At 67.3% G+C, this 23,353-nt stretch carries 18 protein-coding genes, 1 tRNA gene and 3 riboswitches; of the genes, 11 read left to right on the top strand and 8 right to left on the bottom strand.

The window, feature by feature from the left end:
* Positions 1–18 precede the first annotated feature (18 nt).
* From ACORJG_RS09650 to ACORJG_RS09635, 4 genes are all read right to left on the bottom strand, one after another.
* Complete coding sequence (locus ACORJG_RS09650) at positions 19–153, bottom strand: DUF6538 domain-containing protein (protein WP_427788828.1); 135 nt, start codon at positions 151–153, stop codon at positions 19–21.
* 179 nt (positions 154–332) lie between these two features.
* A tRNA-Arg gene (locus ACORJG_RS09645) sits at positions 333–409 on the bottom strand.
* A 118-nt stretch (positions 410–527) separates the two neighbouring features.
* Complete coding sequence (locus ACORJG_RS09640; RefSeq protein WP_427788827.1) at positions 528–905, bottom strand: MerC domain-containing protein; 378 nt, start codon at positions 903–905, stop codon at positions 528–530.
* Between the two features lie 79 nt (positions 906–984).
* The gene (locus tag ACORJG_RS09635; protein ID WP_427788826.1) at positions 985–3,045 is read right to left on the bottom strand and encodes a TonB-dependent receptor domain-containing protein; all 2,061 of its coding nucleotides are present in this window, start codon (positions 3,043–3,045) and stop codon (positions 985–987) included.
* Between the two features lie 205 nt (positions 3,046–3,250).
* Between ACORJG_RS09635 and ACORJG_RS09630 the strand changes: the two genes are divergently transcribed.
* The 4 genes from ACORJG_RS09630 to ACORJG_RS09615 all read left to right on the top strand — a co-directional run bounded on the left by ACORJG_RS09630 (position 3,251) and on the right by ACORJG_RS09615 (position 8,421).
* Positions 3,251–4,003 (top strand): hypothetical protein, encoded by a 753-nt coding sequence (locus tag ACORJG_RS09630; protein ID WP_427788825.1) that lies wholly within the window; start codon positions 3,251–3,253, stop codon positions 4,001–4,003.
* Between the two features lie 220 nt (positions 4,004–4,223).
* On the top strand, positions 4,224–6,524 hold the full coding sequence (locus tag ACORJG_RS09625) for a TonB-dependent receptor (protein WP_427788824.1): 2,301 nt from the start codon (positions 4,224–4,226) through the stop codon (positions 6,522–6,524).
* Between the two features lie 164 nt (positions 6,525–6,688).
* Positions 6,689–7,378, top strand: coding sequence for a response regulator (locus ACORJG_RS09620; RefSeq protein ID WP_427788823.1), 690 nt, complete (start codon positions 6,689–6,691; stop codon positions 7,376–7,378).
* A complete protein-coding gene (locus ACORJG_RS09615) occupies positions 7,375–8,421 on the top strand; it encodes an ATP-binding protein (RefSeq protein ID WP_427788822.1) in 1,047 nt (348 codons plus the stop codon). The genes ACORJG_RS09620 and ACORJG_RS09615 overlap by 4 nt, the downstream gene beginning before the upstream one ends.
* Here the strand turns inward: ACORJG_RS09615 and ACORJG_RS09610 are convergent.
* Complete coding sequence (locus ACORJG_RS09610) at positions 8,405–9,319, bottom strand: IucA/IucC family C-terminal-domain containing protein (RefSeq protein WP_427788821.1); 915 nt, start codon at positions 9,317–9,319, stop codon at positions 8,405–8,407. The two genes, ACORJG_RS09615 and ACORJG_RS09610, sit on opposite strands and share 17 nt — an antisense overlap.
* Before the next feature lie 170 nt (positions 9,320–9,489).
* Positions 9,490–9,710, top strand: a riboswitch (cobalamin riboswitch).
* 162 nt (positions 9,711–9,872) lie between these two features.
* On the opposite strand from ACORJG_RS09610, the gene ACORJG_RS09605 reads away from it, so the two are divergent.
* Positions 9,873–12,044 (top strand): TonB-dependent receptor, encoded by a 2,172-nt coding sequence (locus tag ACORJG_RS09605; protein WP_427788820.1) that lies wholly within the window; start codon positions 9,873–9,875, stop codon positions 12,042–12,044.
* 69 nt (positions 12,045–12,113) lie between these two features.
* A complete protein-coding gene (locus ACORJG_RS09600; protein WP_427788819.1) occupies positions 12,114–13,076 on the top strand; it encodes an LLM class flavin-dependent oxidoreductase in 963 nt (320 codons plus the stop codon).
* Here the strand turns inward: ACORJG_RS09600 and ACORJG_RS09595 are convergent.
* The 3 genes from ACORJG_RS09595 to ACORJG_RS09585 are packed head-to-tail and all read right to left on the bottom strand — an operon-like array spanning position 13,073 to position 16,025.
* Positions 13,073–13,846 (bottom strand): ABC transporter ATP-binding protein, encoded by a 774-nt coding sequence (locus ACORJG_RS09595; protein WP_427788818.1) that lies wholly within the window; start codon positions 13,844–13,846, stop codon positions 13,073–13,075. The two genes, ACORJG_RS09600 and ACORJG_RS09595, sit on opposite strands and share 4 nt — an antisense overlap.
* On the bottom strand, positions 13,843–14,925 hold the full coding sequence (locus ACORJG_RS09590; RefSeq protein ID WP_427788817.1) for a FecCD family ABC transporter permease: 1,083 nt from the start codon (positions 14,923–14,925) through the stop codon (positions 13,843–13,845). The genes ACORJG_RS09595 and ACORJG_RS09590 overlap by 4 nt, the downstream gene beginning before the upstream one ends.
* Positions 14,922–16,025 carry an ABC transporter substrate-binding protein gene (locus ACORJG_RS09585; RefSeq protein ID WP_427788816.1) on the bottom strand — a complete coding sequence of 368 codons (1,104 nt, stop codon included), beginning with the start codon at positions 16,023–16,025 and terminating at the stop codon, positions 14,922–14,924. Before ACORJG_RS09585 ends, ACORJG_RS09590 begins: the two co-directional genes overlap by 4 nt.
* 151 nt (positions 16,026–16,176) lie before the next feature.
* A riboswitch (cobalamin riboswitch) is annotated at positions 16,177–16,379 on the bottom strand.
* Between the two features lie 78 nt (positions 16,380–16,457).
* Positions 16,458–16,671, top strand: a riboswitch (cobalamin riboswitch).
* Between the two features lie 111 nt (positions 16,672–16,782).
* On the opposite strand from ACORJG_RS09585, the gene cobW reads away from it, so the two are divergent.
* The 5 genes from cobW to ACORJG_RS09560 are packed head-to-tail and all read left to right on the top strand — an operon-like array spanning position 16,783 to position 23,340.
* Positions 16,783–17,838, top strand: a complete 1,056-nt coding sequence (gene cobW, locus ACORJG_RS09580) for a cobalamin biosynthesis protein CobW (RefSeq protein ID WP_427788815.1) — start codon at positions 16,783–16,785, stop codon at positions 17,836–17,838.
* Positions 17,838–21,584 carry a cobaltochelatase subunit CobN gene (gene cobN / locus ACORJG_RS09575; protein ID WP_427788814.1) on the top strand — a complete coding sequence of 1,249 codons (3,747 nt, stop codon included), beginning with the start codon at positions 17,838–17,840 and terminating at the stop codon, positions 21,582–21,584. Before cobW ends, cobN begins: the two co-directional genes overlap by 1 nt.
* Positions 21,581–22,201, top strand: coding sequence for a cob(I)yrinic acid a,c-diamide adenosyltransferase (gene cobO / locus ACORJG_RS09570; protein ID WP_427788813.1), 621 nt, complete (start codon positions 21,581–21,583; stop codon positions 22,199–22,201). Before cobN ends, cobO begins: the two co-directional genes overlap by 4 nt.
* On the top strand, positions 22,202–23,137 hold the full coding sequence (locus tag ACORJG_RS09565; RefSeq protein WP_427788812.1) for an ABC transporter substrate-binding protein: 936 nt from the start codon (positions 22,202–22,204) through the stop codon (positions 23,135–23,137).
* Positions 23,138–23,172: 35 nt separating this feature from the next.
* A complete protein-coding gene (locus ACORJG_RS09560) occupies positions 23,173–23,340 on the top strand; it encodes a hypothetical protein (RefSeq protein ID WP_427788811.1) in 168 nt (55 codons plus the stop codon).
* The last annotated feature ends 13 nt before the right edge of the window (positions 23,341–23,353 follow it).

The following is a 23,353-nucleotide window of genomic DNA, read 5'->3' as shown; positions in this document are numbered from 1 at the left end:
CGGTTAGACATCTATAGGTCATGCGCGACGTTTGGCCACCGTGGGGCTGTCGGTCCCCAACGATTTCCAGACGTCTTTCTTGCCGACAATCCCTCGCAGAGCGTCGGGAACACGACGCCGGTAATAGATGCGACCGCCACTCCGTTCGACCAAATGCGTTCGAACATTGTGTAGCAGCTTTGTGTAGCAGCCTTGGCCCCATTTTCTTGAATGATCATAATGCGTTAGCCCATGATCGTCGGTCGAATTGTGTAGCAGAGTTGTGTAGCAATCGGCCGAAGACGGTCCTGCTGACGGTAATTCCCCAGCGTTTTCAACGATATGATTGAGGCTGGCGCACCCGACAGGATTCGAACCTGTGACCTCTGCCTTCGGAGGGCAGCACTCTATCCAGCTGAGCTACGGGTGCATTGACGGCGCTAAGGCCGGACGGCGGTGCTTACAGCATGGGCGGAGGCGTCTCAATCCCGAAATTGGCGTGACTGGCTTTCAGCAAGTGAAGCCTGCGACCTGACGGTGCTTGGGGATCAGTGATCGTGAGGCCTGCGGCGCCAGTTCAGCAGGTGTGCGGCGGCCAGCATCAGACCGCCGGTGACCGTGACGGGCGTCTCCAGATCGTGGCTGGGCCATTCGGCGGCGGCCAGGAACAGCAGGGCGACGCCCAGCGCGCCAAGAGCGATCAGGGGCCAGGCGCGGCGGCCTGCTGCATCGGGGCAGCTGAGAGACCAGGCGGCGATGGGGGCTGCGGCGAAGGCGAAGGCCCAATGGATCCAAGACGCCTCGGCGAACAGGCCGAACAGCGGCAGCAGTCCGGCCAGCAGCGGCAGCGCCAGACAGTGGACCATGCACAGGCAGGACAGGCCGATTGCGGCGGCGTCTCCCCAGGTTTGGGCGCGGGCGGTCATGGGCGGTCCTTTCGGGAGGGAGGTCGGCCGCGACGTCGCAATGACGCCGCGGCCAGGCGGGGGGAGGAGGGGAGAGGAATCAGAAGCGGGCGCGGAAGCCCACCACGAGGTTGCGACCCCGCAAAGGCGCCAGATGGCTGATGAAGGAGGCGTGGTTAAGCGCCTTCTCGTCCAGCAGGTTCGTGCCGCGCAGGAAGATCTGACCGCTGATGTCGGCGATGGTCGGGACGTCATAGGCGAGCGTCGCATTGACCATGTTGTAGCCCGGCGTCTTGTGCTCGAAGGCGGCGATGCGGTCCTGTTCGAAGACTCGGACGTATTCCAGATTGCCGGACCACGCCCCCTGATAGAAGTCGCCGCGCGCGCCCAGACGGCCCGCCGGAATGCGCGGCAGGTCGCCGCCTTCGCCCTTCAGCTCGGCGCGGACATAGTCGCCGAAAGCGGTGGCGGACAGGCCGGGCCGGAACTCATGGCTGACCTGGGCCTCGATGCCGGAGAAGCGGGCGTCGGCCTGAGTGTAGCGGATCAGGCGGAAGTCCTCGAACTGGTCCAGCGTGCGGGCGTAGATGTAGCCGTCGTAATCATAGTGATAGAGGCTGGCGCCGAAGGTGGTCGCGCCCTCGGTCTTCTTCAGGCCCAGTTCGATCGAGACGGCGGTCTCGACGTCCAGATCAGCGTCGCCGATCTCATAGGTGTTGGTTGCCAGGTGGACGCCGCGCGAATACATCTCCTGCGCGGTGGGCGCGCGTTGGGACCGTGCGACCGACAGGCTGGCGACATAGCCGGGCGTGAAGGTCCAGTTGGCGGCGCCGGAAATCGAGAAGGGCTTGTGGCTGGTGTCGGGGCGGCCGATCGCGCGGCCGTCCTGCCATTCCTGACGGATGGCGCCTTCCATGCGCCAGTCGCCGGTGACGTATTCCTCGACCACGAACAGGGCGTGATTTTCGGTGCGGCTCTCGGGGATGAAGGACTCCACGCCGACGGCGGCGAAGTCGCTGCGCGAGGTCTGGACGCCGACCACGCCGCGCACCCCGGCGATGGGAGCGTGCTGGACCTCGATCCGGGCGTCATGGCCCTTGTTGGTGAAGGTGGTGGAGACGACGCCGGCGTCGATCTCATCGTGACGATAGTCGGTGAAACCGCCACGGAAGCGGATGCGCTCGATCCCGGCGAAGGGGTCCTGAAGCTCGCCGCGCACGTCGACGCGCTTGCTGATCAGGTCGACTGTCGGGACATGGTCGTGATCGTGGTCATGGTCGTGCCCATGATCATGGTCGTGATCGTCGCTGCCGTGGTCGTGGCCGCCGCAGTGCAGGCTGGAGCCGTGCGGGTGGCAGGATTCATATTCATGGGTGTGGCCGGGCAGGCCGTATTCGCTGCGCTGTTCGGTATAGGCGGCGCCCAGATAGCCGCGCGAGCCGATCCATGACAGGCCCAGCGTCGCGGTCGAGGTGCGGTTGAACGATCCGTCCAGCGTCGCCTTGTCGAAATCGGGAACCTCATAGTCGTCGGTGCGGCGCCCGGCGGCCTCGACGCGGATGGCGAACTGTCCGGCGCCCGCGGTCAGGCCGACGACGCCCGCCTTTTCATTGTCCGCCGAGCCAAGGCGGAACTCGGCCACGCCTTCGCCGCCGTTTTCGGGGATGCGCGTGGGGATCTTCTTGTCGATCAGATTGACTGCACCGCCGATGGCGCCGCCGCCATACAGCAGGGCCGACGGGCCGCGCAGGATCTCGACGCCTTCCAGCAGCAGAGGCTCGCCGGAAACGGCGTGGTCGGGCGAAACTTCAGAGGCGTCCATCAGGGCCGAGCCGTCGCTGAGAACCTTGACGCGGGGGGCGGTCTGGCCGCGCACCACGGGGCGGCTGGCCCCGCCGCCGAAGGTGTCCGAGTTGACGCCCGGCAGGCCGTTCAGCGTCTCGCCCAGTGTCGACTGGCGACGCTGGACCAGTTCATCGCCGCGCAGGACGGCGACGTTCGACACCACCTCCTTGCTGGAGCGGCCCAGGACGTCGGCGGTCACCACAACGTCGTCCACACGGGTCGTGGCCGGGCCTGACTGCGGCAGGGTCGCTGCCGTGGCGGCTGTGGAAATGGCTGAAAAACTCACCGCCGCGAGCAGGATTGATCTTGAGTGCATGGCGCTCCCCGTTCATGAAGAGAGTCGCTATTATGTTATATCATAACACACATCAAGCGGGGTGGACGAAGATGGCGATGTGGCAGCTCGGCGCTGGGACGGGTGCGTGCCTGCGCGGCGGTATGGGATATGGGTTGGCGGCCCGGCAGGCGCGCTGGACGCAGAGGGGCGCGGCTCAGGCGGTTGTGATGGAGATGCAGGGACGATGAGCCTTTTCGATCATGTGGAGGCCCTGCAGGGCGGGGCGCCCTGGGGGCGGTTTCTGGATGCGGGCACCGGCGTCAACAGCAGCGTCTGGAGCACCAGACTGCCGACCGAGGCATGGACGGGGGTGACGGCGGCGGCCGGTCACGCCGAACAGGTGCGCGATGCGGTGGGCGACCGGTTCCGACCGCAGGACCGGCTGATGCTGGGCAACTGGACCGATCCATCGCTGCTGGCGGACGAGGTGCATGATACGGTTCTGGCCGATTATCTGATCGGGGCGGTCGAAGGCTTCTCGCCTTATTATCAGCAGACCCTGCTGCGGCGGTTGCGGCCGCTGACGGGGCGCAGGCTCTATGTCGTCGGGCTGGACCCCTACATCGTCGGCCCGGCCGAGACGGATGAGGCGCGCATCGTGCGCGAGATCGGTCGCCTGCGCGATGCGGTGCTGTTGCTGGCCGATGAAACGCCCTATCGCGAATACCCTGCCGAGTGGATGCTGAACGCCCTGGCCGTGGCGGGGTTCAGGGTGCTGTCGGCGCGGCGCTTCCCGAACCGCTACAAGGCGAAGTGGGTGAACGGGCAGTTGGACATGACGCTGCGACGCCTGCCGAAATTGGCGGACCGGGCGTTGGCGGATCGGCTGGCGGACACCGTTCAGGAGGTTCGTCGTCGCGGGCTGGCGCTGTGCGAGGCGCGCGGCGGACTGAGGCACGGGGCGGACTATGTCGTGGCCTGCGAACCCGTGGAATGATCGGATAGCCGTTTGTTCCCGGCAATTGTGGAGATTGATTGCAGGTAGGGTTCAGCTGGATTGCAGGTCTCAATAAAGGGCTGGCGCAAAACCTACATTGGACTGTAGCTGGACATTAAAACGCGCAATATAAACGCGTCATAGAAGCGGTCCTCTAACCAGGGGACTGTCCATGCGCCGTTGTCATCAACTCAAGAATGCGCTTCTGCTTGGGACGGCGATGATCGCTGCGCCCGTTTCGGCCTTTGCCGCGACCGACAGGGCGGAGGTTGATCCGGCTGGGCCCGCCGGCGCATCGGGGCCTGAGACCACCGCCCTTCAGGACGTCATCGTCACCGCCACCAAGCGCGAGACGAATCTGCAGGATACGCCCATCGCCATCTCGGTCATGAGCAGCGAAGCGCTGGAGAACCGCCACGTCCAGAGCCTGATGGATCTGGCCGACGGCGCTGTGCCGGGCCTGCGCATCGCCACCTTCGAGGCGCGTCAGTCGGCCCTGACCATCGGCATCCGGGGCATCGTGCCGAACGACGCCAACCAGCCCGCCCGCGAACAGGGCGTCGGCGTCTATGTCGACGGCGTCTATCTGGGCCGTCAGCACGGTCTGGGTGCCGCCCTGCTGGATGTCGAGCGCATCGAGGTGCTGAAGGGACCGCAGGGCACGCTGTTCGGGCGCAACACCGAGGGCGGCGCCCTGTCGCTGGTGACGCGCAAGCCGTCGGGCCAGTTCGGCATGAGGGCGACTGCCGGGGTCGGCAATCTGGACTCCTACAACAGCCAGCTGCACGTCGATTTCGGCGCTATCGGCGACTTCGCCATCAAGATGGACGGCGTCATCATGGCCCAGGGGCCGGTCACCAAGAACCCGCTGCCGGGCGAACAGGGCTTCGGCGCCTATGACCGTCGCGGCCTGCGCGGTCAGGTGCGCTGGACGCCGAACGACCGCTTCACCGCCAACCTGGCCGCCGACATCGGCAAGGACAAGAACACGCCCTTCTACAGCCAGTTGCTGAACTTCAACCCGAACGGTCTGAAGGTCGTGCCCTGGAATTCGACCAGCATTCCGTCGGGCAGCATCCGCGACCTGGCCCCGATCGTCGAGGTCAACGGCGACAGCATCATGCGGATGGCCGACATCGGCGTGCCCCAGCAATGGAGCACGGACGATACGCGCGGCGTCGACCTGCATCTGACGTGGCGTCCGAACGACAGCGTCGAGCTGCGCTCCATCACCGCCTATCGCGAGGTGGACGTCGAGCAATACGACAACATCGCCGGGGCGCACCGTCCGCCGGTGGTCGGCCCGAACGCCAACTTCAGCCGCTATTCGCTGGCTGGTCTGTGGCAGCACCAGTTCAGCCAGGAGTTCCAGGCGGTCGGCTCGATCGGCGAGCGCATCGACTATGTCGGCGGCCTCTACTACTTTAAGGAAACCGCCTGGGACGACGCGGCGACGCCTTCGACCAACAAGTGGAACGCCGACGGCACGGGCTACACCATCCTGGACCCCACGCCGACCATTCGCGGCTTCCGTTCGATTGACCGTGAGAGCCGCGCTGAATCGGAGTCCAAGGCCATCTATGGTCAGGCGACCTGGACCCCTGCGGTGCTGAACGACGCCCTGCATATCACCGCCGGCGGACGCTTCACCTGGGACGACAAGTCCGGCGTCCTGTCCAAGGTCAACAATGTCGCCACCAACTACACCTTCAAGGAGAAGAACGAGCGGTTCAATCCGTTGGTGACCGTGGCCTATGACGTGAACCCTGACGTCAACGTCTACGCCAAATACGCCACGGGCTATCGCGCGGGCGGCGCCAGTTCGCGCTCGCTGACCTATCGTTCGTTCGGGCCGGAGGACATAGAGTCCTACGAACTGGGCCTGAAGAGCGACTGGCTGGACCGTCGCCTGCGCGTGAACGCCGCCGCCTTCTATTCGGAGCGCGAAGACAGCCAGATCGACTTCAGTCTGGTCACGGTGATCGGCGCCTCGACGCGCAACACGCTGGAGACGATCAACGCCCCCGGCACGACCAAGATCAAGGGCGTCGAACTGGAAGCCATGGCGCAGGTCATGGAGGGTCTGACCCTGTCGGCCTCCTATGCCTATACGGACACCAAGGTGCCGCCGACGCGCAATCCGTTCAACGGCGTGGTTCAGCAGGTCTTCATCGCCTTCACGCCGAAGAACGCCTTCAGCCTGGCCGCCGACTATACGGCCCCGCTGTTCGGCGCGACGTTCAAGGCGCACATCGACGCCAACTATGCCGATGCGACGCAGGCCTTCGACCAGTTCGAGCTGAAGAACGACTCCTCCTTCATCGTCAACGGCCGTCTGGCCCTGACGGATATTCCGACGCGCAACGGCGGGCCGCTGGTCGAGGTGGCCCTGTGGTCGCGCAACCTGTTCGACGAGCAGTATGTCTATCGCCGCGATCCGTCGAACCGGGGAACCATCGGCGACTACGGCAACTTCAACACGCCGCGCACCTTTGGTCTGGAAGCGACGGTTCGTTACTGAGCCGACGTCGCCTCCATGCGAGGCGCGTAGGTGTGGATGACCGGACCCTCCCCGATGTCGCTATCGGGGAGGGTTTGGAATTTGGAGCGGCCGCAGCCGCGCGCGGGTCGGGTTTCTCTGGACGCGACGCGGCTGATCTGCGCAAGGCAGGGCGAGGAGACGCCATGAGCCAGCTGGTTCTGATCGCAGAAGACGAAATCGAGATCGCCGACATCCTCGGCGCCTATCTTCGGCAGGAAGGATTCCGCACGGCCCATGCCGCAGATGGCGAGGCGGCGGCGGAAATGCACGCGACGCTCAAGCCCGATCTGGTGCTGCTGGACGTGCGGATGCCGGGCCGCGACGGCTGGGACGTGCTGGGCGAGCTGCGGCGTCGCGGCGAGACGCCGGTCATCATGATCACGGCGCTGGATCAGGACATCGACAAGCTTCAGGCCCTGCGCATCGGCGCCGATGACTATGTGGTCAAGCCGTTCAACCCGGTCGAGGTGGTGGCGCGGGTTCATGCCGTCCTGCGGCGGCGGAACGGCGGCGGTCAGGTCAAGATGATGCGCGTCGGCCCGTTGGAGATCGACCCCGACGCCTATCTGGCCCATGTTGTCGGGCCGCAGGGACGTCAGCGGCTGGCCCTGACTCTGACCGAGTTCCGGATGCTGGCCTGTCTGGCGGCGACGCCGATGCGGGTGCTGACCCGCGCCGAACTGGCCGAGGTCTGCCCGGCACGCGCCGAGGTGATGGACCGCACCGTCGACAGCCATCTGAGCAAGCTGCGTCGCAAGCTGGAAGAGGCGGGCGCCGACAGCGTTCTGGTTAATGTTCGGGGCGTTGGCTACCGGCTGGAGCCGACCGAGTGAAGCGCGCCGCCAGCCTCAGCCGCAAGATTGCGGCGCGCATGGCGCTGGTGACGCTCAGCGGATTGGCGATCGCGGCCCTGATCGCCTTCTCCCTCTATATGTGGGTGTTCCAGAACCACCCGGACGCCGTTCCCGCGCCGGATGAATGGGTTCCTCAGCCCCTGGATTACCTGGCCATCGCCGCCGCTGTGGCGATCGCGGTCGGGGTGGCGGTGGCGACGGGCTTGCAGCTGGCGCGGCGCATCGTTCTGCCCCTGACATCGCTGGCGGAGACGGCGCGGCGCATTGCGGACGGCGACCTGTCGGCCCGCGCCGTGGCCGGGGACCAGACCATCGGCGAGACGGCGGATCTGGTCGAGGATTTTAACGCCATGGCCGCCCGGCTGGAAGGGCTGGCGGCGGGAATGGTGGCGTGGAACGCCTCCATCGCGCACGAACTGCGCACGCCGGTGACGATCCTGAAAGGGCGGCTTCAGGGCGTCTGGGACGGGGTGTTCGACATGGACGAGGCCACCCTGACCAGCCTGCTGAAACAGGTCGACGGGCTGGCGCGTCTGGTCGAGGACCTGCGGGTCGTCAGCCTGGCCGACAGCGGGCGGCTGCATCTGCAATTGGAGCGTATCGATCTGGCGCGTGTGATCGGCGAGTTGAAGCAGGCGGTCGAGCCGGGTCTGATCGCCGCCGGGTTCACGCCTGAGTGGCGGCTTCAGCCTGCGTCCGCCGTGTGCGACCCGGTGCGGTTGCGTCAGGCGGTGCTGGCCCTGATCGAGAATGCGCGCGTCCACGCCACGCCGGGGCCGCTGATCATCGCGACAGAAGCCGTTGTGGGCGCAGTGTGCATTTCCGTGACGGATGCGGGGCCGGGACTGCCTGCGGGGCTGGATTCGGTGGCCTTCGATCCGTTCCAGCGCGCCTCATCATCGGACGCCGGCAGCGGCCTTGGCCTGTCCGTGGTGCGCGCGGTGGCCGAGGCGCATGGCGGATCGGTCGCCTACAGCCGGTCGGGACCGGGCTCCGCCTTTGAAATCAGGGCGCCTGCATAGGCGGCGTTTGCGGCCGTGCGGCCAGCCGTTCGGCATAGACGGCGGCGCGCTCGACCTCGCTGGTCAGCGGACAGATGCCGCACTTCTCACGATCCGGCGCGCGGTAGACGAGGCAGCACGTCCCGCGTCGATAGAAGGTTCCCGTCCGTCCGCCGCCCTGCACGCATATGGGGGCGCCGCTGCGGTCCAAACCGTCGATCTGCGGCGTCGCCAGAGCCAGAAGGTCGAGCAGGGCCGTGGCCGTGTGCTCCCACATCAGACTGGTCCGGGCGTCGATCAGGGTCGTCACTGTGCCGATCTGTGAGGCGATGGTGCCGCGAATGATCGGCGCGCCGAGGCGATAGCGCGCCTTCAGCCGCTCGCCCAGCGGCAGCAGGTGGTCGTCCAACAGAGTGCTGACGATGGCGGCCTTCAGGTCATCCACCGGCGTCAGCGTCCGATCCTCGACCCGGTCGCCGGGCAGGGCGGAGACGCGGGGACGGACCATGGCGACGAACTGGGGCCGTCCTTCGGCGTCGATGCGGAAGGCGATGTTCTCGGCGCTGACATCCGGCGCGCGACCATGCAGCATCCACCCGCCCAGCACCGGCCCGGTCAGCCGGCAGCAGTACCACTGGAACCACATATTGGCGGCGACCTTCAGGTCGGCGGTCTTCAGATCGGCGGCGCGCAGGGCGATCATCCGGTCCAGTTGCGCATCGGTCAGTTCAGAGGCGATGAAGCAATCGTCTGTCCCGCCGCTCCAACCCTCGGCCAGCATGAAACGCGGGTCCAGCGCGGCCAGCGCATCCAGCGTCGCGGCGAAGCGCGCCGGTCGCGGCGCAGTCGGGGGCAGGGGGCGCCCGAAAGCGTTCAGCGCCTGCGCCGCCGGGATGATTGTCGCAAGCGGGCGATCCATCGGCCTGCCCGGCCTCCCTGCCTTAAGCCTGCTCATGCAGGCATGGCGTCTGTGTCGGTGTTTTCGCCGTCTGTCCATGACTGTGCATGTTCTGGGCGAAGAGCTTGGCCGGACGCTGGACATGACGGCGGAAGTCCGACAGAAGGCGCTCGTCCAAGGGCCGTGGCCCGAAGACGACATAGCGCGCCAGAGCCTTCGGGCTTGAACGGGAATGCGGTGCGGGGCTTGCCCCCAAGGCCGCAGCTGTCCCTGCAACTGTAAGCGGTGAGCACATCGACCACGATGGGACGGATTTTCCGCCTCATCAGCCACTGGAGCCTCGGTTCCGGGAAGGCGGCCGGTGCGGCGATGACCCGTGAGCCAGGAAACCGGCTGGTGCGTGTCGCTCGTGCCTTCGGATCAGTGCGAATCCGCGGCCCGGAACTCCGTTTGAGCGACAACTGGAATGGGCGGAAAGCCGTTTCGGGCCGAGGACCGGGCGCCAGCGCGCCTGTCGCTGCGTCCGTGCGGCCGTTCGCCTTGTGTTTTCTGCTTGCGAGCACCGGGGTGCGTCATGTCCAAACGTCTTCTTGTCAGCGTCAGCGCGGCTGCGCTTCTTTTCGGCCTGCCTGTAGCGGCGCTGGCCGATAATGCGGCGCCGGATCAGGCGACGGCGGTGGCCGATGTCATCGTGCGCGGCGCGGCCGACCGTCTGCCGGGCGAACTGCTGCAGGGCAGCGCGCGCGCCGGGATTCAGGGCGACCAGTCCGTGATGGACATCCCCTATTCGCAGATGAGCCTGACGGCCCACACGCTGGAACTGTTCCACGATCCCAGCCTGCCGCTGGCCAATGTGCTGCAGAACAATCCCTCGATCCGTTCCAGCACCAGTTCGCCGATGTACAGCGACTTCTCGATGCGCGGCGTGAACATGAACGGCAACCACATGATGCTGAACGGCATCCCCAGCCTGTTCTCGCAGTTCACCACGCCGCCCGCCCACGTCATTGAGCGTATCGACATCACCTCCGGCCCGAATGCGGCGGTCAACGGCGTCAGCATGTCGAACAACGGCACCGACAGCGGCGCTACGCCCGCGCCGGGCGTCATCAACGTCGTCACCAAGTCCGCGCCGCTGGATGATCTGAACCGCGTCACCGGCACCTTCTCGGGCCGGGGCAGCGTCGGCGTCTATGCCGACGTCGCGCGCCGCTTCGGTGACGACAAGGCGTGGGGCCTGCGCGTCAACGCCGAGCATCTGGACGGCGAACTGTCCCTGCCGGGCGCCGAGAACAACAGCAGCAACGTCTTCTTCAATCTGGACCATCAGGGCGCCAACAGCAGCACCAATCTGTTCGGCGGCTATTTCGACCTGCGGATCAACGGCGGCCAGCGCTGGTTCACCTTCAGCGGCGCAGGCGCCGACCTGCCCACGGCGCCGGACGCGGGGATGAACTACGACTTCCCCGAAACGACCAAGCTGATGTACGGCTACGTCTTCGCGCTGAACCACGAACAGCGCATCAGCGCCGACTGGACCCTGTTCGCCAACTACGGCGCGATGGAAAAGAGCGGCTATAAATACAACTCCAGCTCGGCTCTGCGCTTCAATGATGCGGGCGAGTTCGTCGCCGCCAACGTCGCCAACACCCAGGTTGAAGAGACGCAGAACGCCTATGCCCAGGTCGGTCTGCGCGGACGCGTCCGCACCGGCGCGGTGACGCACAATCTGGCCATCGCGCTTGATCATTCCTTCGCCAAATACTGGAACGACACCCACAACAGCCCGACAGGCCGCATCGGCGGAAACCTGTATGACGGCGTGTCCTATTCGCCCGCCTTCTATCCCCTGCCGTCGCGCCGCAACCCGGTGCATCAGTGGAGCGAGACGAACATCGGCCTGACGCTGAGCGATGTCATCTCGGTCGGGAAGTTCGACCTTCTGCTGGCCGCCTCGCAGAAGAACGAGAACTTCCTGAACGGCCAGACGGGGCGCCGGATCAAGAACGACAACATTCTGCCGACCTATGGCCTGACCTATAAGGTGTCGCCGAACCTGTCGCTGTACGCCGGTCATACCGAGAGCTTCTCGCGCGGGTCGATGGTCGGCAACGACGCCCGCTACGTCAATCGCGGCGAGGTGCTGGCGCCCATGCGCGCGACCCAGAACGAGGTGGGCGTCAAGCTGAAGCACGGCGGGATGCTGACGACGCTGGCCCTGTTCGACATGGAGCAGCAGAACATGATCGACGTGGAGGTCACGCCCACGACCTTCCGCCGGGATGCGGATGGCCGCAACCGCTATCGCGGGATCGAACTGGCCTCGGTCGGACAACTGACGGATCAGTGGACCGTCACCTTCGGCAGCCTGTATCTGGACGCCGAGCGCGAGAAGACCAACGGCGGCCTGACCGATGGGCGCTATGTCAACGGCGTCTCGGAATGGAGCGGCACGGCGGGCTTTGAATACCGCCCGGTCCAGAGCGTCGGACTGGTGGGACGCGCTGTCTATAACGGCGAAGCCTTCATCGATTCCGGCGCCCGCGACGGCACGCGGATTCCGTCCTTCGTCTCGTTCGATGTCGGCGCCAACTATCGCACCGTGATCGCCTCGCACCCGATCCGGGTCAGCGCCATGGTGCTGAATGCGGGCGACAAGAACCACTGGATGGGACGTGGCGGGTCGACGACCTTCGGCCTGTCCATGCCGCGTACCTTCCAGTTCTCCATTCAGGCCGATTTCTGATCGGATGTAAGGGGCGCGCGCTTTCGTCGTGAAGCGCGCGCCCTGAACGGATGACGAGAGGAGGGCGCCATGCGCATCGACCTGTATGGCTGGACCCGCGATGCGACGCGGGGGCGGCACGACGACTTCCTGTCCCTGTTTGAAGAAGCGGACCGGCTGGGGTTCGACGGCGTCTGGTTCAACGAATTCCACTTCCAGGACCCGCCACAGCCCTATCCCTCGACCCTGCTGCTGGGCGCGGCCCTGCTGGCGCGGACCGAGCGGATCCGGGTGGGGACGTCGATCCTGGTCTTGCCGCTGCATGATCCTCTGCTGCTGGCCGAGAGCATCGCCCAACTGGATCGTCAGAGCGGCGGCCGTCTGGATATCGGCATAGGCCGGGGCACGGACCCGCAGACCTTCGACATACTGGGCGTCGACCGGGCTGAGGCGCGGGCGCGGTTCGAGGCGGCCTATGACGCGATGATCCGGGTCTGGACCGAGCCTCTGACGGCGATCCACCGGGCCTCGGCGCCGCCGTTCCAGACGCCGCATCCGCCGCTGTATGTGGCCGGGTCGACGGCCGAGACGCTGGGCTTTGCGGCCCGGCGCGGCCTGCCGCTGCTGCTCAGTCTGGAGCCGCCGGAACTGCGCCAGCTTGCCGTCTATGCCGAGGCGCTGGCCGAGGCGGGGGCGCCGGGCGCTCTCAGTCGGTCGTCGCTGTGCCGCTATGTCTGCATCGGCCGCGACATGGCCTCGGCGGTCGAGGCGGTGGATGATTTTCTGGCGCGGCGTCAGGTGGCGCGGGACGCCTCGGCGCTGGCCCGGGGGGTGCAGAATCCGCCGCTGGATCGCGACAGGGTGCTGTCCGAACAGGTCATCTGGGGCGACCCGGAACAGTGCGTCGCCCAGATCGCCGCCCTGCGCCGGACGCGAGGGACGGGCGAGCTGCGCTGTGTCTTCAACGGCAACGGCGTGCTGACCAATGACGAGGCGCTGGCGGGTATGCGGCTGTTCGCCCAGACCGTCCTGCCCGCTGTGCGTGATGTTTAGAGCGCGCTTTTCTCGACCGGGATGACATAGGGCAGGCCGCTGTCCTGACCGGTCAGGGCGCTGACGCCATAGACGGCCTCCAGATGGCCGGGTGTCACCACCTCGCGCCATGGTCCCTGAGCGAAGACGCGGCCCTGCGACAGCATGACGATGCGGTCGGCGAACCGGCTGGCCAGCGCCAGATCGTGAATGGCGATCAGCACGCCGACGCCGCGCTCGGCGCAGAGGCGGCGCAGGGCCGTCATGGTTTCAAGCTGATGGCGCAGATCCAGATCGCTGGTCGGTTCGTCCAGCAGCAGGATGCGGCCCTCTTGGGCCAGGGCGCGGGCGATCAGGACGCGATGCCGCTCGCCGCCGCTCAGTTCGCCGTATTGGCGCATGGCCAGCGCTTCGAGCTGCAGGGCCTGAAGCGCGTCCAGCACCACGGCCTGATCGCGCGCGCCCGTGCCCGGCCCGCGATGTGGCGCCCGGCCCAGCCGCACCATCTCCATGACGGGCAGGGACATGGTCGGCCCCGCCTGTTGCGGCACATAGGCGATGGCTTGCGCCAGACGGCGTCGGCTGAAACCGGAGACGGGCGCGCCGTCCAGCAGGATACGCCCCCGCGCAGGTTTCAGGATGCGGTTCAGGCATTTCAGCGCCGTGCTTTTGCCCGCGCCGTTCGGCCCGACCAGACAGACGATTTCGCCGGGTCCGACCTCGAAGTCGACGCCGCGCAGCACCTGCGCCTCGCCATAGCCGTAGTGCAGGTCGTGGACGGACAGCCTCACAGCATCATCTCGCGACGGCGTCGGATCAGCAGGTGCAGGAACAGGGGCACGCCCAGATAGGCCACGACGATGCCGACCGGAATGATGACCGGCGCGAACAGGGTGCGTCCGATCAGGTCGGCGGCCACGACCAGAACCGCGCCCGTTACGGCGGCGAAGGGCAGGAAGACCCGGTGGTCGCCGCCGATCAGCAGCCGCGCGATGTGCGGTGCGACCAGTCCGACGAAGCCGATCACGCCGGCGAAGCTGACGATCCCCGCCGTCAGCAGCACGGCGCCCAGCGTCACCAGCATCCGCGTCCGCTTGACCGAGAAACCGAGCGAGGCCGCGACCTCATCTCCGCCTGCCGCGAAGGCGTTCAGCGCCCATGCGTGGCCGAACAGCACCGGCGCGACGACCAGCAGGATCAGGCCGACGATCAGCACCTCCAGCCATGAGGCGCCGTTCAGAGAGCCGAAGGTCCACTGGATGATGGCGGCCAGCTGTTGCTCGGTGGCGATGAACTGCATCGTCGTGGTCGCCGCGCTGAACAGATAGTTCAGCCCCACGCCCCCCAAAATCAGCATCATGGAGGTGACGCCCCGCATGGCCGAAAACCCCAGCACCAGCACGGCGCAGAACAGGGCGCAGGCGAACGCCGCCGTCACTGTCCACCACGGGCCGAGGCCCGCCCATTCGCTCCATCCCGCCAGTATGGCGACCGAGGCGCCGAAGGCGGCGGCCGATGAAATGCCGAGGGTGAAGGGGCTGACCAGGGCGTTGCGCGTGATGCCCTGCAGGGCGGCGCCCGCCAGGGCCAGACTGGCGCCGCCGATGGCCGCCAGCAGGGTGCGCGGCGCGCGCAGCTTCTGCACCACATCGATCTGAAGCTGGGACAGGTCGCCCAGCCATTGGGGCGGCAACAGCGGCGCCAGCAGGGCGCGCGCGCTCTGTCCCGGCGACAGCGGCTGCACTCCCATGCCGGTCGAGGCCAGCACGGCGACGATCAGCACGACGACGCCCGCGATCAGGATCAGCCGCCGCCGCAGCCGGTGGCGGCTGAAGGCGTCTTCAAGCGCCGCGCGGGCCGGATCGCTCACGCCTTCTCGCCCCGTATGATGGGCAGGGAGGTCCAGTAGCGGCCCTGCGCCGGATAGGGCACGCCCTGGAATTCCTCGAGCCAGACCTTCATCGCGCCTTGCGGATCGACGTCGCCGAAACGGTCGGGATAGAGCCATTGGGCGATCTGCAGGGCGCCCACGATCTTGGAGCTGGCGCTCGAGAAGTAATAGCTCATGTGATAGACATGGCCGTCGCGCACGGCGGGCAATTGGCTGAAGCCGGGGCGGGCGACCAGCCGTTCCAGCACCTGCCGAGAGGCGGCCTCTTCGTGCGGTTCATACTGGCCGCGTTGCAGCTTGATGATGACCTCCGGCCGCCGGGCCAGGATTTCCTCGGGGTCGACCTCGAAGCCCTGTACGCTGCCGCGCGCCGAGGGCTGGTCCAGAATGTTGACGTCGCCGAAGATGTTCTGGCCGCCGCCTTCCTGCACCATGTCGTGCCAGCCGGACCCCTTGAGCAGGGTCTTGTAGTCGCCGACCTCTTCCAGATAGACGCGCTTGCGCGGCACGCCCGCCAGCCGTTCGCGCAGCAGGTCGCGGTGGCCGCGATAGAAGGCGTTCAGCTTTTCCGCCTCCTCGGGGCGCTGATAGATGCGGCCCAGCAGGGTGGCGTTCTCTTCATGCTTCAGCACGTCCCAGCAGGTGATGACGACGACCGGAATGCCGAACGGCGCCAGCGTCTGGGCCGCACCCTGCCAGTCGCTGTTGCGGGGGAAGAAGACCACGTCCGGCCGCATGGCGACGATGGCCTCGAAATTGGGGCTGGTCTGGCTCTGGCCTGCGAACATTTCGGGCGTGACGGTGGGCCAGTAGGCCGAGCCCGCCTTGATATCGACGCCGACCAGCACCTGCGGCCCGGCGATGGCGCGGATGAATTCGGTCGTATAGCGGTTGAAGACCACGGTGCGCGTGACCGGCAGCTTCAGCGTGACGCTGCGTCCCACGTCATCGATGAATTGCAAGCTGTCGGCGCCCGTGCCGGCGTCTGTCTCACGGCGCGGCGAACAGGCGACCAGCGCCCCGCCTGCGACAGGCAGCAGGCCGAGACCCGCCAGAAGGCGGCGGCGATCCAGCCTCATTGTCCCGCACCCGACAGGACACCGGCCCATGCAGCGTCGAAACGCATAATGTCACCCTCGCACGACAGCACGATCCGCTCGGACGCCGGAACGGACCAGACGATATCGCCACGCGGGGTGAACCCCTTTCGCCCGGATGCCTCGTCCGCGCGAAGGACGACTGCGACAGGCAGGTCTCCTGGCTTGCGGGTCATCGTCGTGGTGCGCCGCCTTCCCGGCGCCTCTCCTGATGGGGGAGGGCGGCCAGTGGCCTGTGGCGCGGACTCGCCGCTTACAGTTACGAGGATAGCCCGGGATTTCCACCCGAGTTCCCTTTTGATCCCGGTCAGGGGAACCTGTCGCAGCCGGGATAGAAGGCCGGGGGAACAGCGTCAACGCATCTTGCGGGCGCGCGGCCGCGCGGCGCGGCTTGACCCGCTGTAACGGCCCGGCCTATCGACGGCGCGTCGAGGTTTGGGATGCGGTTCGCCGCGTCCCGGGAATGCGGTGCGGCCATCCGGCCAACTCCGCAGCTGCCCCCGCAACTGTAAGGGCCGTGGGACCGTCTGGTCCCTGACGCGCGGCGAACGCCACTGGTCCTGACGCGGGCCGGGAAGGCGCCGCGCGTGACCCGAGCCAGGAGACCGGCCCCGACGACACGAGACGACGGTGCGGAGGGCGCCGGGCGGCGCCTCATGACCGTCTGTCGCGCCTGCGCGATGCATCGGCCGGACGCTGTCATCCCCTCAGTGATGAAACATGAGGGATGAAGACGCACATGGCCAAGATACCGACGACGGTGGTGACCGGCTTTCTGGGCTCGGGCAAGACGACGCTGATCCGGCACCTGCTGGAAAACGCGGGCGGGCGGCGTCTGGCCGTGGTGGTCAATGAGTTCGGCGACGTCGGCGTGGACGGCGAAATCCTGCGCGGTTGCGGCGTCGAAAGCTGCACTGAGGAAGACATCGTCGAACTGGCCAACGGCTGCATCTGCTGCACCGTGGCGGATGATTTCCTGCCGACGATGCGCAAGCTGATCGACCGCGACAGTCCGCCGGAACATATCCTGGTCGAGACGTCGGGTCTGGCCCTGCCCAAGCCGCTGGTCAAGGCGTTCACATGGCCCGAGGTCCGCACCCGTGCGACCGTCGACGGGGTGGTCGCCCTGATCGACGCCGACGCCGTGGCGGCGGGGCGCTTCGCCCATGATGAGGCGGCGCTGGATCAGGCCCGCCGCGCAGACCCGACGCTGGACCACGACACGCCGCTGGAGGAATTGTTCGAGGAGCAACTGGCCTGCGCCGATCTGGTGGTGCTGAACAAGACCGATCTGGTGGACGCCGGTGTTCTGGCCACGGTCGAGGCCGAGGTGCGCGCCCATATGCGGCCGGGCGCCAAGCTGATCCATGCCGCGCGCGGCGTGGTCGATCCGGCGGTGCTGCTGGGTCTGGGCGTCGGCGCCGAGGACGATCTGGACAGCCGCCCGTCGCACCACGACGGCGCGGACGACGACCACGACCACGACGACTTCGACACCTTCGTCGTGGCGGGCGGCGAGATCGTCTCGCCCGAGGCGACGTCGGGTCTGCTGACCTCGGTGATCGAGGATCACGACATCCTGCGGGTCAAGGGCGTGGTCGCGGTGGCGGGCAAGCCGTCGCGCCTGATCCTTCAGGCCGTGGGGCCGCGCATCCAGACCTATTTCGACCGTCCGTGGCGGGCGGGCGAGGCGCGGATCAGCCGTCTGGTGGTGATCGCTGAAAAGGGCGTGGATCAGGCCGCTGTCACGCCGCGCGTTCAGGCTGCGCTTGCCGGAGCGGCCGAAGGCGTCTGATGCATCTTCTGGCGGTACAGGCCGGGGCCGTCCTGGACGGCGAGGAGGCGATCGACCTGGGCCAGAGCCCCGGCGACATCGTCATCCTGTCCAGCAACGACACGGACCTTGCCTGTCTGTCGACGGCGGCGGGAAGCCTGCCGGAGGGTTTCCCATCCGTGCGGCTGGCCAATCTGCTGCATCTGAAGCATCCGATGTCGGTCGATCTGTATGCCGAGCAGGTCGTCGCCCATGCGCGCATCGTGGTGGTGCGCCTGCTGGGCGGGCGCGGCTACTGGCCTTATGGGCTGGATGAAATCCGCCGCGTCTGTCGCGAACGAAACCGGCCCTTCATCGCCCTGCTGGACGATGGGGCGGGCGAGGCGGAATCGGCTGAACTGTCGACGGTTCCGACTGAAGTGCGCCAGCGCATGGCGCGCTATCTGCGGGCCGGGGGGCTGGCCAACGGCCGCAACGCGCTTCTGTATGCCGCAGACCTGATCGGCCATGCCTCGGACTGGAGCGAGCCGACGCCGGTGCTGGACGCAGGACTGTTCTGGCCGGGGCTGGACGCGCCCTCGCTGGAGGATCTGAAGTCGCGCTGGATCGAGGGCGCGCCGGTGGCGGCGCTGGTCTTCTACAGGGCGCTGGTCATGTCGGGGCAGACGCAGGCGGTCGTGGCGACGATCGAGGCCCTGAAGGCGCGCGGTCTGAACCCCCTGCCGGTTCATGTGCAGAGTCTGAAGAACGACTTCGCCAAGGGGTTGCTCGGCGATCTGTTCCGGCGCTGTCCGCCGCAGGTCGTGCTGAACGCCACCGCCTTCGCCACGGCCTCGCTGAACGCCGAGGCGGAATGGAGCGGCGTCGCGGGCGGGGTGCTGGACCGGCCCGGCGCGCCCGTGCTGCAACTGGTGTTCGCCGCCACCAACCACGCCGCATGGGCCGACAGCGCGCGCGGGCTGGCGACGCGCGATCTGGCCATGAACGTGGCCCTGCCCGAGGTGGACGGACGCCTGCTGGCCGGGGCGGTGGCCTTCAAGGCCGAGGCCCGCTTCGACCCTCGCACCCAGTGCGCCATCGTCGGCCACGACCCCGCGCCTGAACAGATCGCCCATGCGGCCGACATGGCAGCGGGCTGGGTCCGTCTGCGCCGAACGCCGCCACAGCAGCGTCGCGTGGCGATGATCCTGGCCAACTATCCCAACCGCGACGCCCGCATCGGCAATGGCGTCGGGCTGGACACGCCCCAGAGCGCGGCCTGCGTCCTGAGCGCCATGAAGGCGCACGGCTATGACGCCGCCGGCGCGCCCGATGACGGCGCCGCCCTGATGGCGCGCCTGCTGGCCGGGCCGACGAACGCTCCCGACAAGCCCTCAGCCGAGGGCGGTCAGCGACTGACCCTGACGCAGTATCTGGCCTTTCTGGATGAACTGGCGCCGTCGATCGGCGCGGCGATCCATGAGCGCTGGGGCCCGCCGCAGGACGATCCCTTCTTTGAGGAAGACGGCTTTCGCTTGCCCATCCATCGCTTCGGCCATGTGGCGGTCGGGGTGCAGCCTGCGCGCGGCTACAACATCGATCCGGCGGGCAGTTATCACGATCCCGCGCTGGTTCCGCCGCATGGCTATCTGGCCTTCTACGCCTGGCTGAGGCGCGATTTCGGCGCCCACGCCATGATCCACATGGGCAAGCACGGCAATGTCGAATGGCTGCCGGGCAAGGCGCTGGCCCTGTCGCGCGACTGCTTCCCGCAGGCCATCGTCGGGCCGACGCCGCAGCTTTATCCCTTCATCGTCAATGACCCGGGCGAGGGGGCGCAGGCCAAGCGGCGCATCGGCGCGGCCATCATCGACCATCTGACGCCGCCGCTGACCCGGGCCGAAAGCTATGGCGCGCTGAAGGCGCTGGAGGTGCTGGTCGATGAGTATTATTTCGCGGCGGGCATGGATCCGCGCCGCCTGTCGTCCCTGCGCGACGACATCCTGACGCTTGCCGCGACCGAGGGGCTGGACGTCGATTGCGGCCTCGACCTGTCGGACGGCGAAGAGGCGCTGGCGGCGCTGGACAACTATCTGTGCGACCTGAAGGAGATGCAGATCCGCGATGGGCTGCACGTCTTTTCCTGTTCGCCGCAGGGGCGGTTGCGCACCGACCTGCTGACAGCGCTGGCGCGCACGCCGCGGCGTCTGGGCAAGGGTCGGGACGGCTCCCTGCTGCGGGCGCTGGCCAATGATCTGGGGCTGGGTTTCGACCCGCTGGACTGTCGTCTGGGCGACCCCTTCGCCGGGCCGAGGCCGCAGGCGCTGGCGACGTTGGACGACGCGCCCTGGCGCACCCTCGGCGATACCGTCGAGCGGATGGAGCATCTGTGCGCGGCCCTGATCGAGAGCGCGCCCGTCGACGCCGCTTGGACCTCAACAGCCCTCGTTATGGAGGCGGTGCGGCTGGACCTCGCGCCGCGCATCGACGCCTGCGGACCGGCCGAGCTGGCGGCGCTGATGGCGGGGCTGGACGGACGGTTCATCGCGCCGGGCCCCTCGGGCGCGCCGACGCGCGGACGGCCCGAGGTGCTGCCCACCGGCCGCAACTTCTATTCGGTGGATACGCGCGCCGTGCCGACGCCGACGGCCTGGAAGCTGGGCTGGGCCTCGGCTCAGATGCTGGTCGAGGATCACCTGCAACGCACCGGCGACTATCCGCAGGCCGTCGCCCTGTCGGCCTGGGGCACGTCGAACATGCGCACCGGCGGCGACGACATCGCCCAGGCGCTGGCCCTGATGGGCGCGCGCCCGACGTGGGAGCTGTCGACCGGGCGGGTAACGGGCTTCGAGATCCTGCCTTTGGCCGTGCTGGGGCGTCCACGCGTCGATGTGACGGTGCGCATCTCGGGCTTTTTCCGCGACGCCTTCATGGAGCAGGTCGACCTGCTGGCCTCGGCTGCGCGCGCCATTCAGGCGCTGGACGAAGACGAGGCCGACAACCCCGCCGCCGCCCGCTTTGGTCAGGAACAGGCTGAACTGATCGGCGCCGGTCTGGCCGAGGCCGAGGCGACGCGGCGGGCCGGAACGCGTGTCTACGGCTCGAAACCGGGCGCATACGGCGCCGGTCTTCAGACCATGATCGACGAAAAGCTGTGGGAGACGCGCGGCGATCTGGCCGAGGCCTTCATCGTCTGGGGCGCCTACGCCTATGGCGCAGGACAGGAAGGCGCGGCCGACCGTCAGGGGCTGGAGGCGCGTCTGGCCCGCGTCGAGGCGGTGATCCACAATCAGGACAACCGCGAACACGACCTGCTGGATTCGGACGACTATTACCAGTTCGAGGGCGGCATGGCGGCGGCGGTCGAGGCGGTGCGCGGTGCGGCGCCGATCAGCTATCACAACGACCTTTCGCGACCCGAAAAGCCGGTGATCCGCACGCTGGAGGATGAGATCGCCCGCACCCTGCGCGCGCGTCTGGTCAATCCGAAATGGATCGCGGGCGTGATGCGCCACGGCTATAAGGGCGCGTTCGAGATTTCTGCGGGCGTCGACTATCTGTTCGCCTTCGCCGCCGCCACCGACACGGTCAGGAACCACCACTTCGACATGGTCCATCGCGCCTTCATCGAGGATGAGGCCGTGCGCGACTTCATGACCGAGGCCAACCCCCACGCCCTGCGCGATGTGGCCGCCCGCCTGCTGGAAGCCATCGAGCGCGGCCTGTGGACGCCCCGCTCCAACAGCGCCCGAACCCTGCTTGCTGAACTGACCGGAAGCCCATCATGACCGACGCCGCAAACCCCGCCGCTGATGAGACGCGCCACGCCGAAAAGATGAAGAAGATTCAGGCGGCCCGCGCCAGGATCATGGCCGGAAAGACGGTCGAGCGCGGCCTGATCATCGTCCACACCGGCCCCGGCAAGGGCAAGACCACGGCCAGTCTCGGCATGGCCTGCCGCATGATCGGCCACGGCATGAAGGTGTCGATCATCCAGTTCATCAAGGGCGCCATGTTCACGGGTGAAAGCGCTGTATTCGAAGCTTTTCCCGACCTGGTCGAGATGCGCCCGCTGGGCGAGGGCTTCACCTGGGACACCCAGGACAAGGCGCGTGACATCGCCAAGGTGCGCGAGGCGTGGGAGGCCGCCAAGGCGCGGATCATGGATCCCGAATGGAAGATGGTCATCTGCGATGAACTGAACATCGCCCTGCGCTACGACTATCTGCCGATCGAAGAGGTGCTTGAGGTGCTGGCCGAAAAACCCGCCGACACCCACGTCGTCATCACCGGCCGCAACGCCAAGCCGGAACTGATCGAAGTCGCCGATCTGGTCACCGAGATGACCCTGGTCAAACACCCCTTCCGCAGCGGCGTGAAAGCCCAGGCCGGCGTCGAGTTCTGAATGCAGGCCACACGCCGCAGACTACTGGGGGCCGCCCTGACCGGCTCGGCCGTGACCGGAACCGCCATCACCGCCTCGGCAGTTGGCGTGGCCAAATCGCGTCCGGAAACGGATGAAGTCAGGCCCGATCCCGCGCGGCCCCGGCGGATCGTTTCGCTGGGCGCTTGTCTGGACGCCATCCTGCTGGCGGTGGCGGACGCCGATCAGATCAAGGCCCTTAGCCGCTATTCGCGTGACCCGGAAACCTCGACAGTCGTGGCCGAGGCGGCGGCCTTCGACGTCGTCGGCGACAGCGCCGAAGAGGTGATGCACCTTCAGCCCGACCTGATCCTGGCCAGTCGTCGCACAGGCCTGCACACGCGCACGGCCCTGACCCGTCTGGGGCTGGAACTGTCGGCCTTTCCCTCGCCCGAAACGATCGAAAAAAGCCTGGAGCAGATCGCGACCATCGCTGGACTGGTCGGCCATCCCGAACGCGGCGAGGCCCTGATCCGTCGCATAGAAGACGCCCTCGACACGGGCGCGAACGCAGCGGGCGAAGGCGCGCCGCGACCATTGACCCTGATCTATCAGAATGACGGCCTGTGCCCCGGCGCCGGGACGCTGATGGACGAACTGATGACGCGGATGGGCCTGACCAACGCCGCGGCGCGCTATGGCGTCCGCAACTGGGGCCGCGCCTCGCTGGAGCAGGTGCTGGCCGATCCGCCGGACCTGCTGCTGCTGGGCGAGAAACGCCACGGCGCGACCAGCCGCCTCGACGACAGCATCGTCACCCACCCGGCCCTGCGCTCCCTGCAGGGGCGGATGATCGTGCAGGCCTTTCCGGCGCGCCTGCTCTATTGCGCGGGACCGACCCTGATCGCCTCGTCCGCCATCATGGCCGAGGCGCGTCTGCGGGCGATTTCTGAAAGAGTCGCCAAGCTGTCTGCCTGAGTGAGAGAAGAAGCCGGCGTATACAAGCCGCGCATATGCGGCGTATCCGTATCTGCTTTCGGGTGAAGAAAGCCATCCTGACGGCGGTGGCGGGTCTGGCCCAGTCGGCCGGCGTGGCCAGGGTCGGGCGGGACTATCTGGCGGTCGCGGTCGACGTCTACTGGAACGGCGCCGGGGCGCAGGCCGATCAGGCCCCGCGCTGAACGCGGGGCCTTG

The sequence above is a fragment of the Brevundimonas diminuta genome (genome assembly GCF_050310045.1).
In the GTDB taxonomy this organism is placed as follows: domain Bacteria; phylum Pseudomonadota; class Alphaproteobacteria; order Caulobacterales; family Caulobacteraceae; genus Brevundimonas; species Brevundimonas diminuta_F.
Note: the sequence above shows the minus strand (reverse complement) of the source record. Positions and strands in the feature narration are given on the sequence as shown.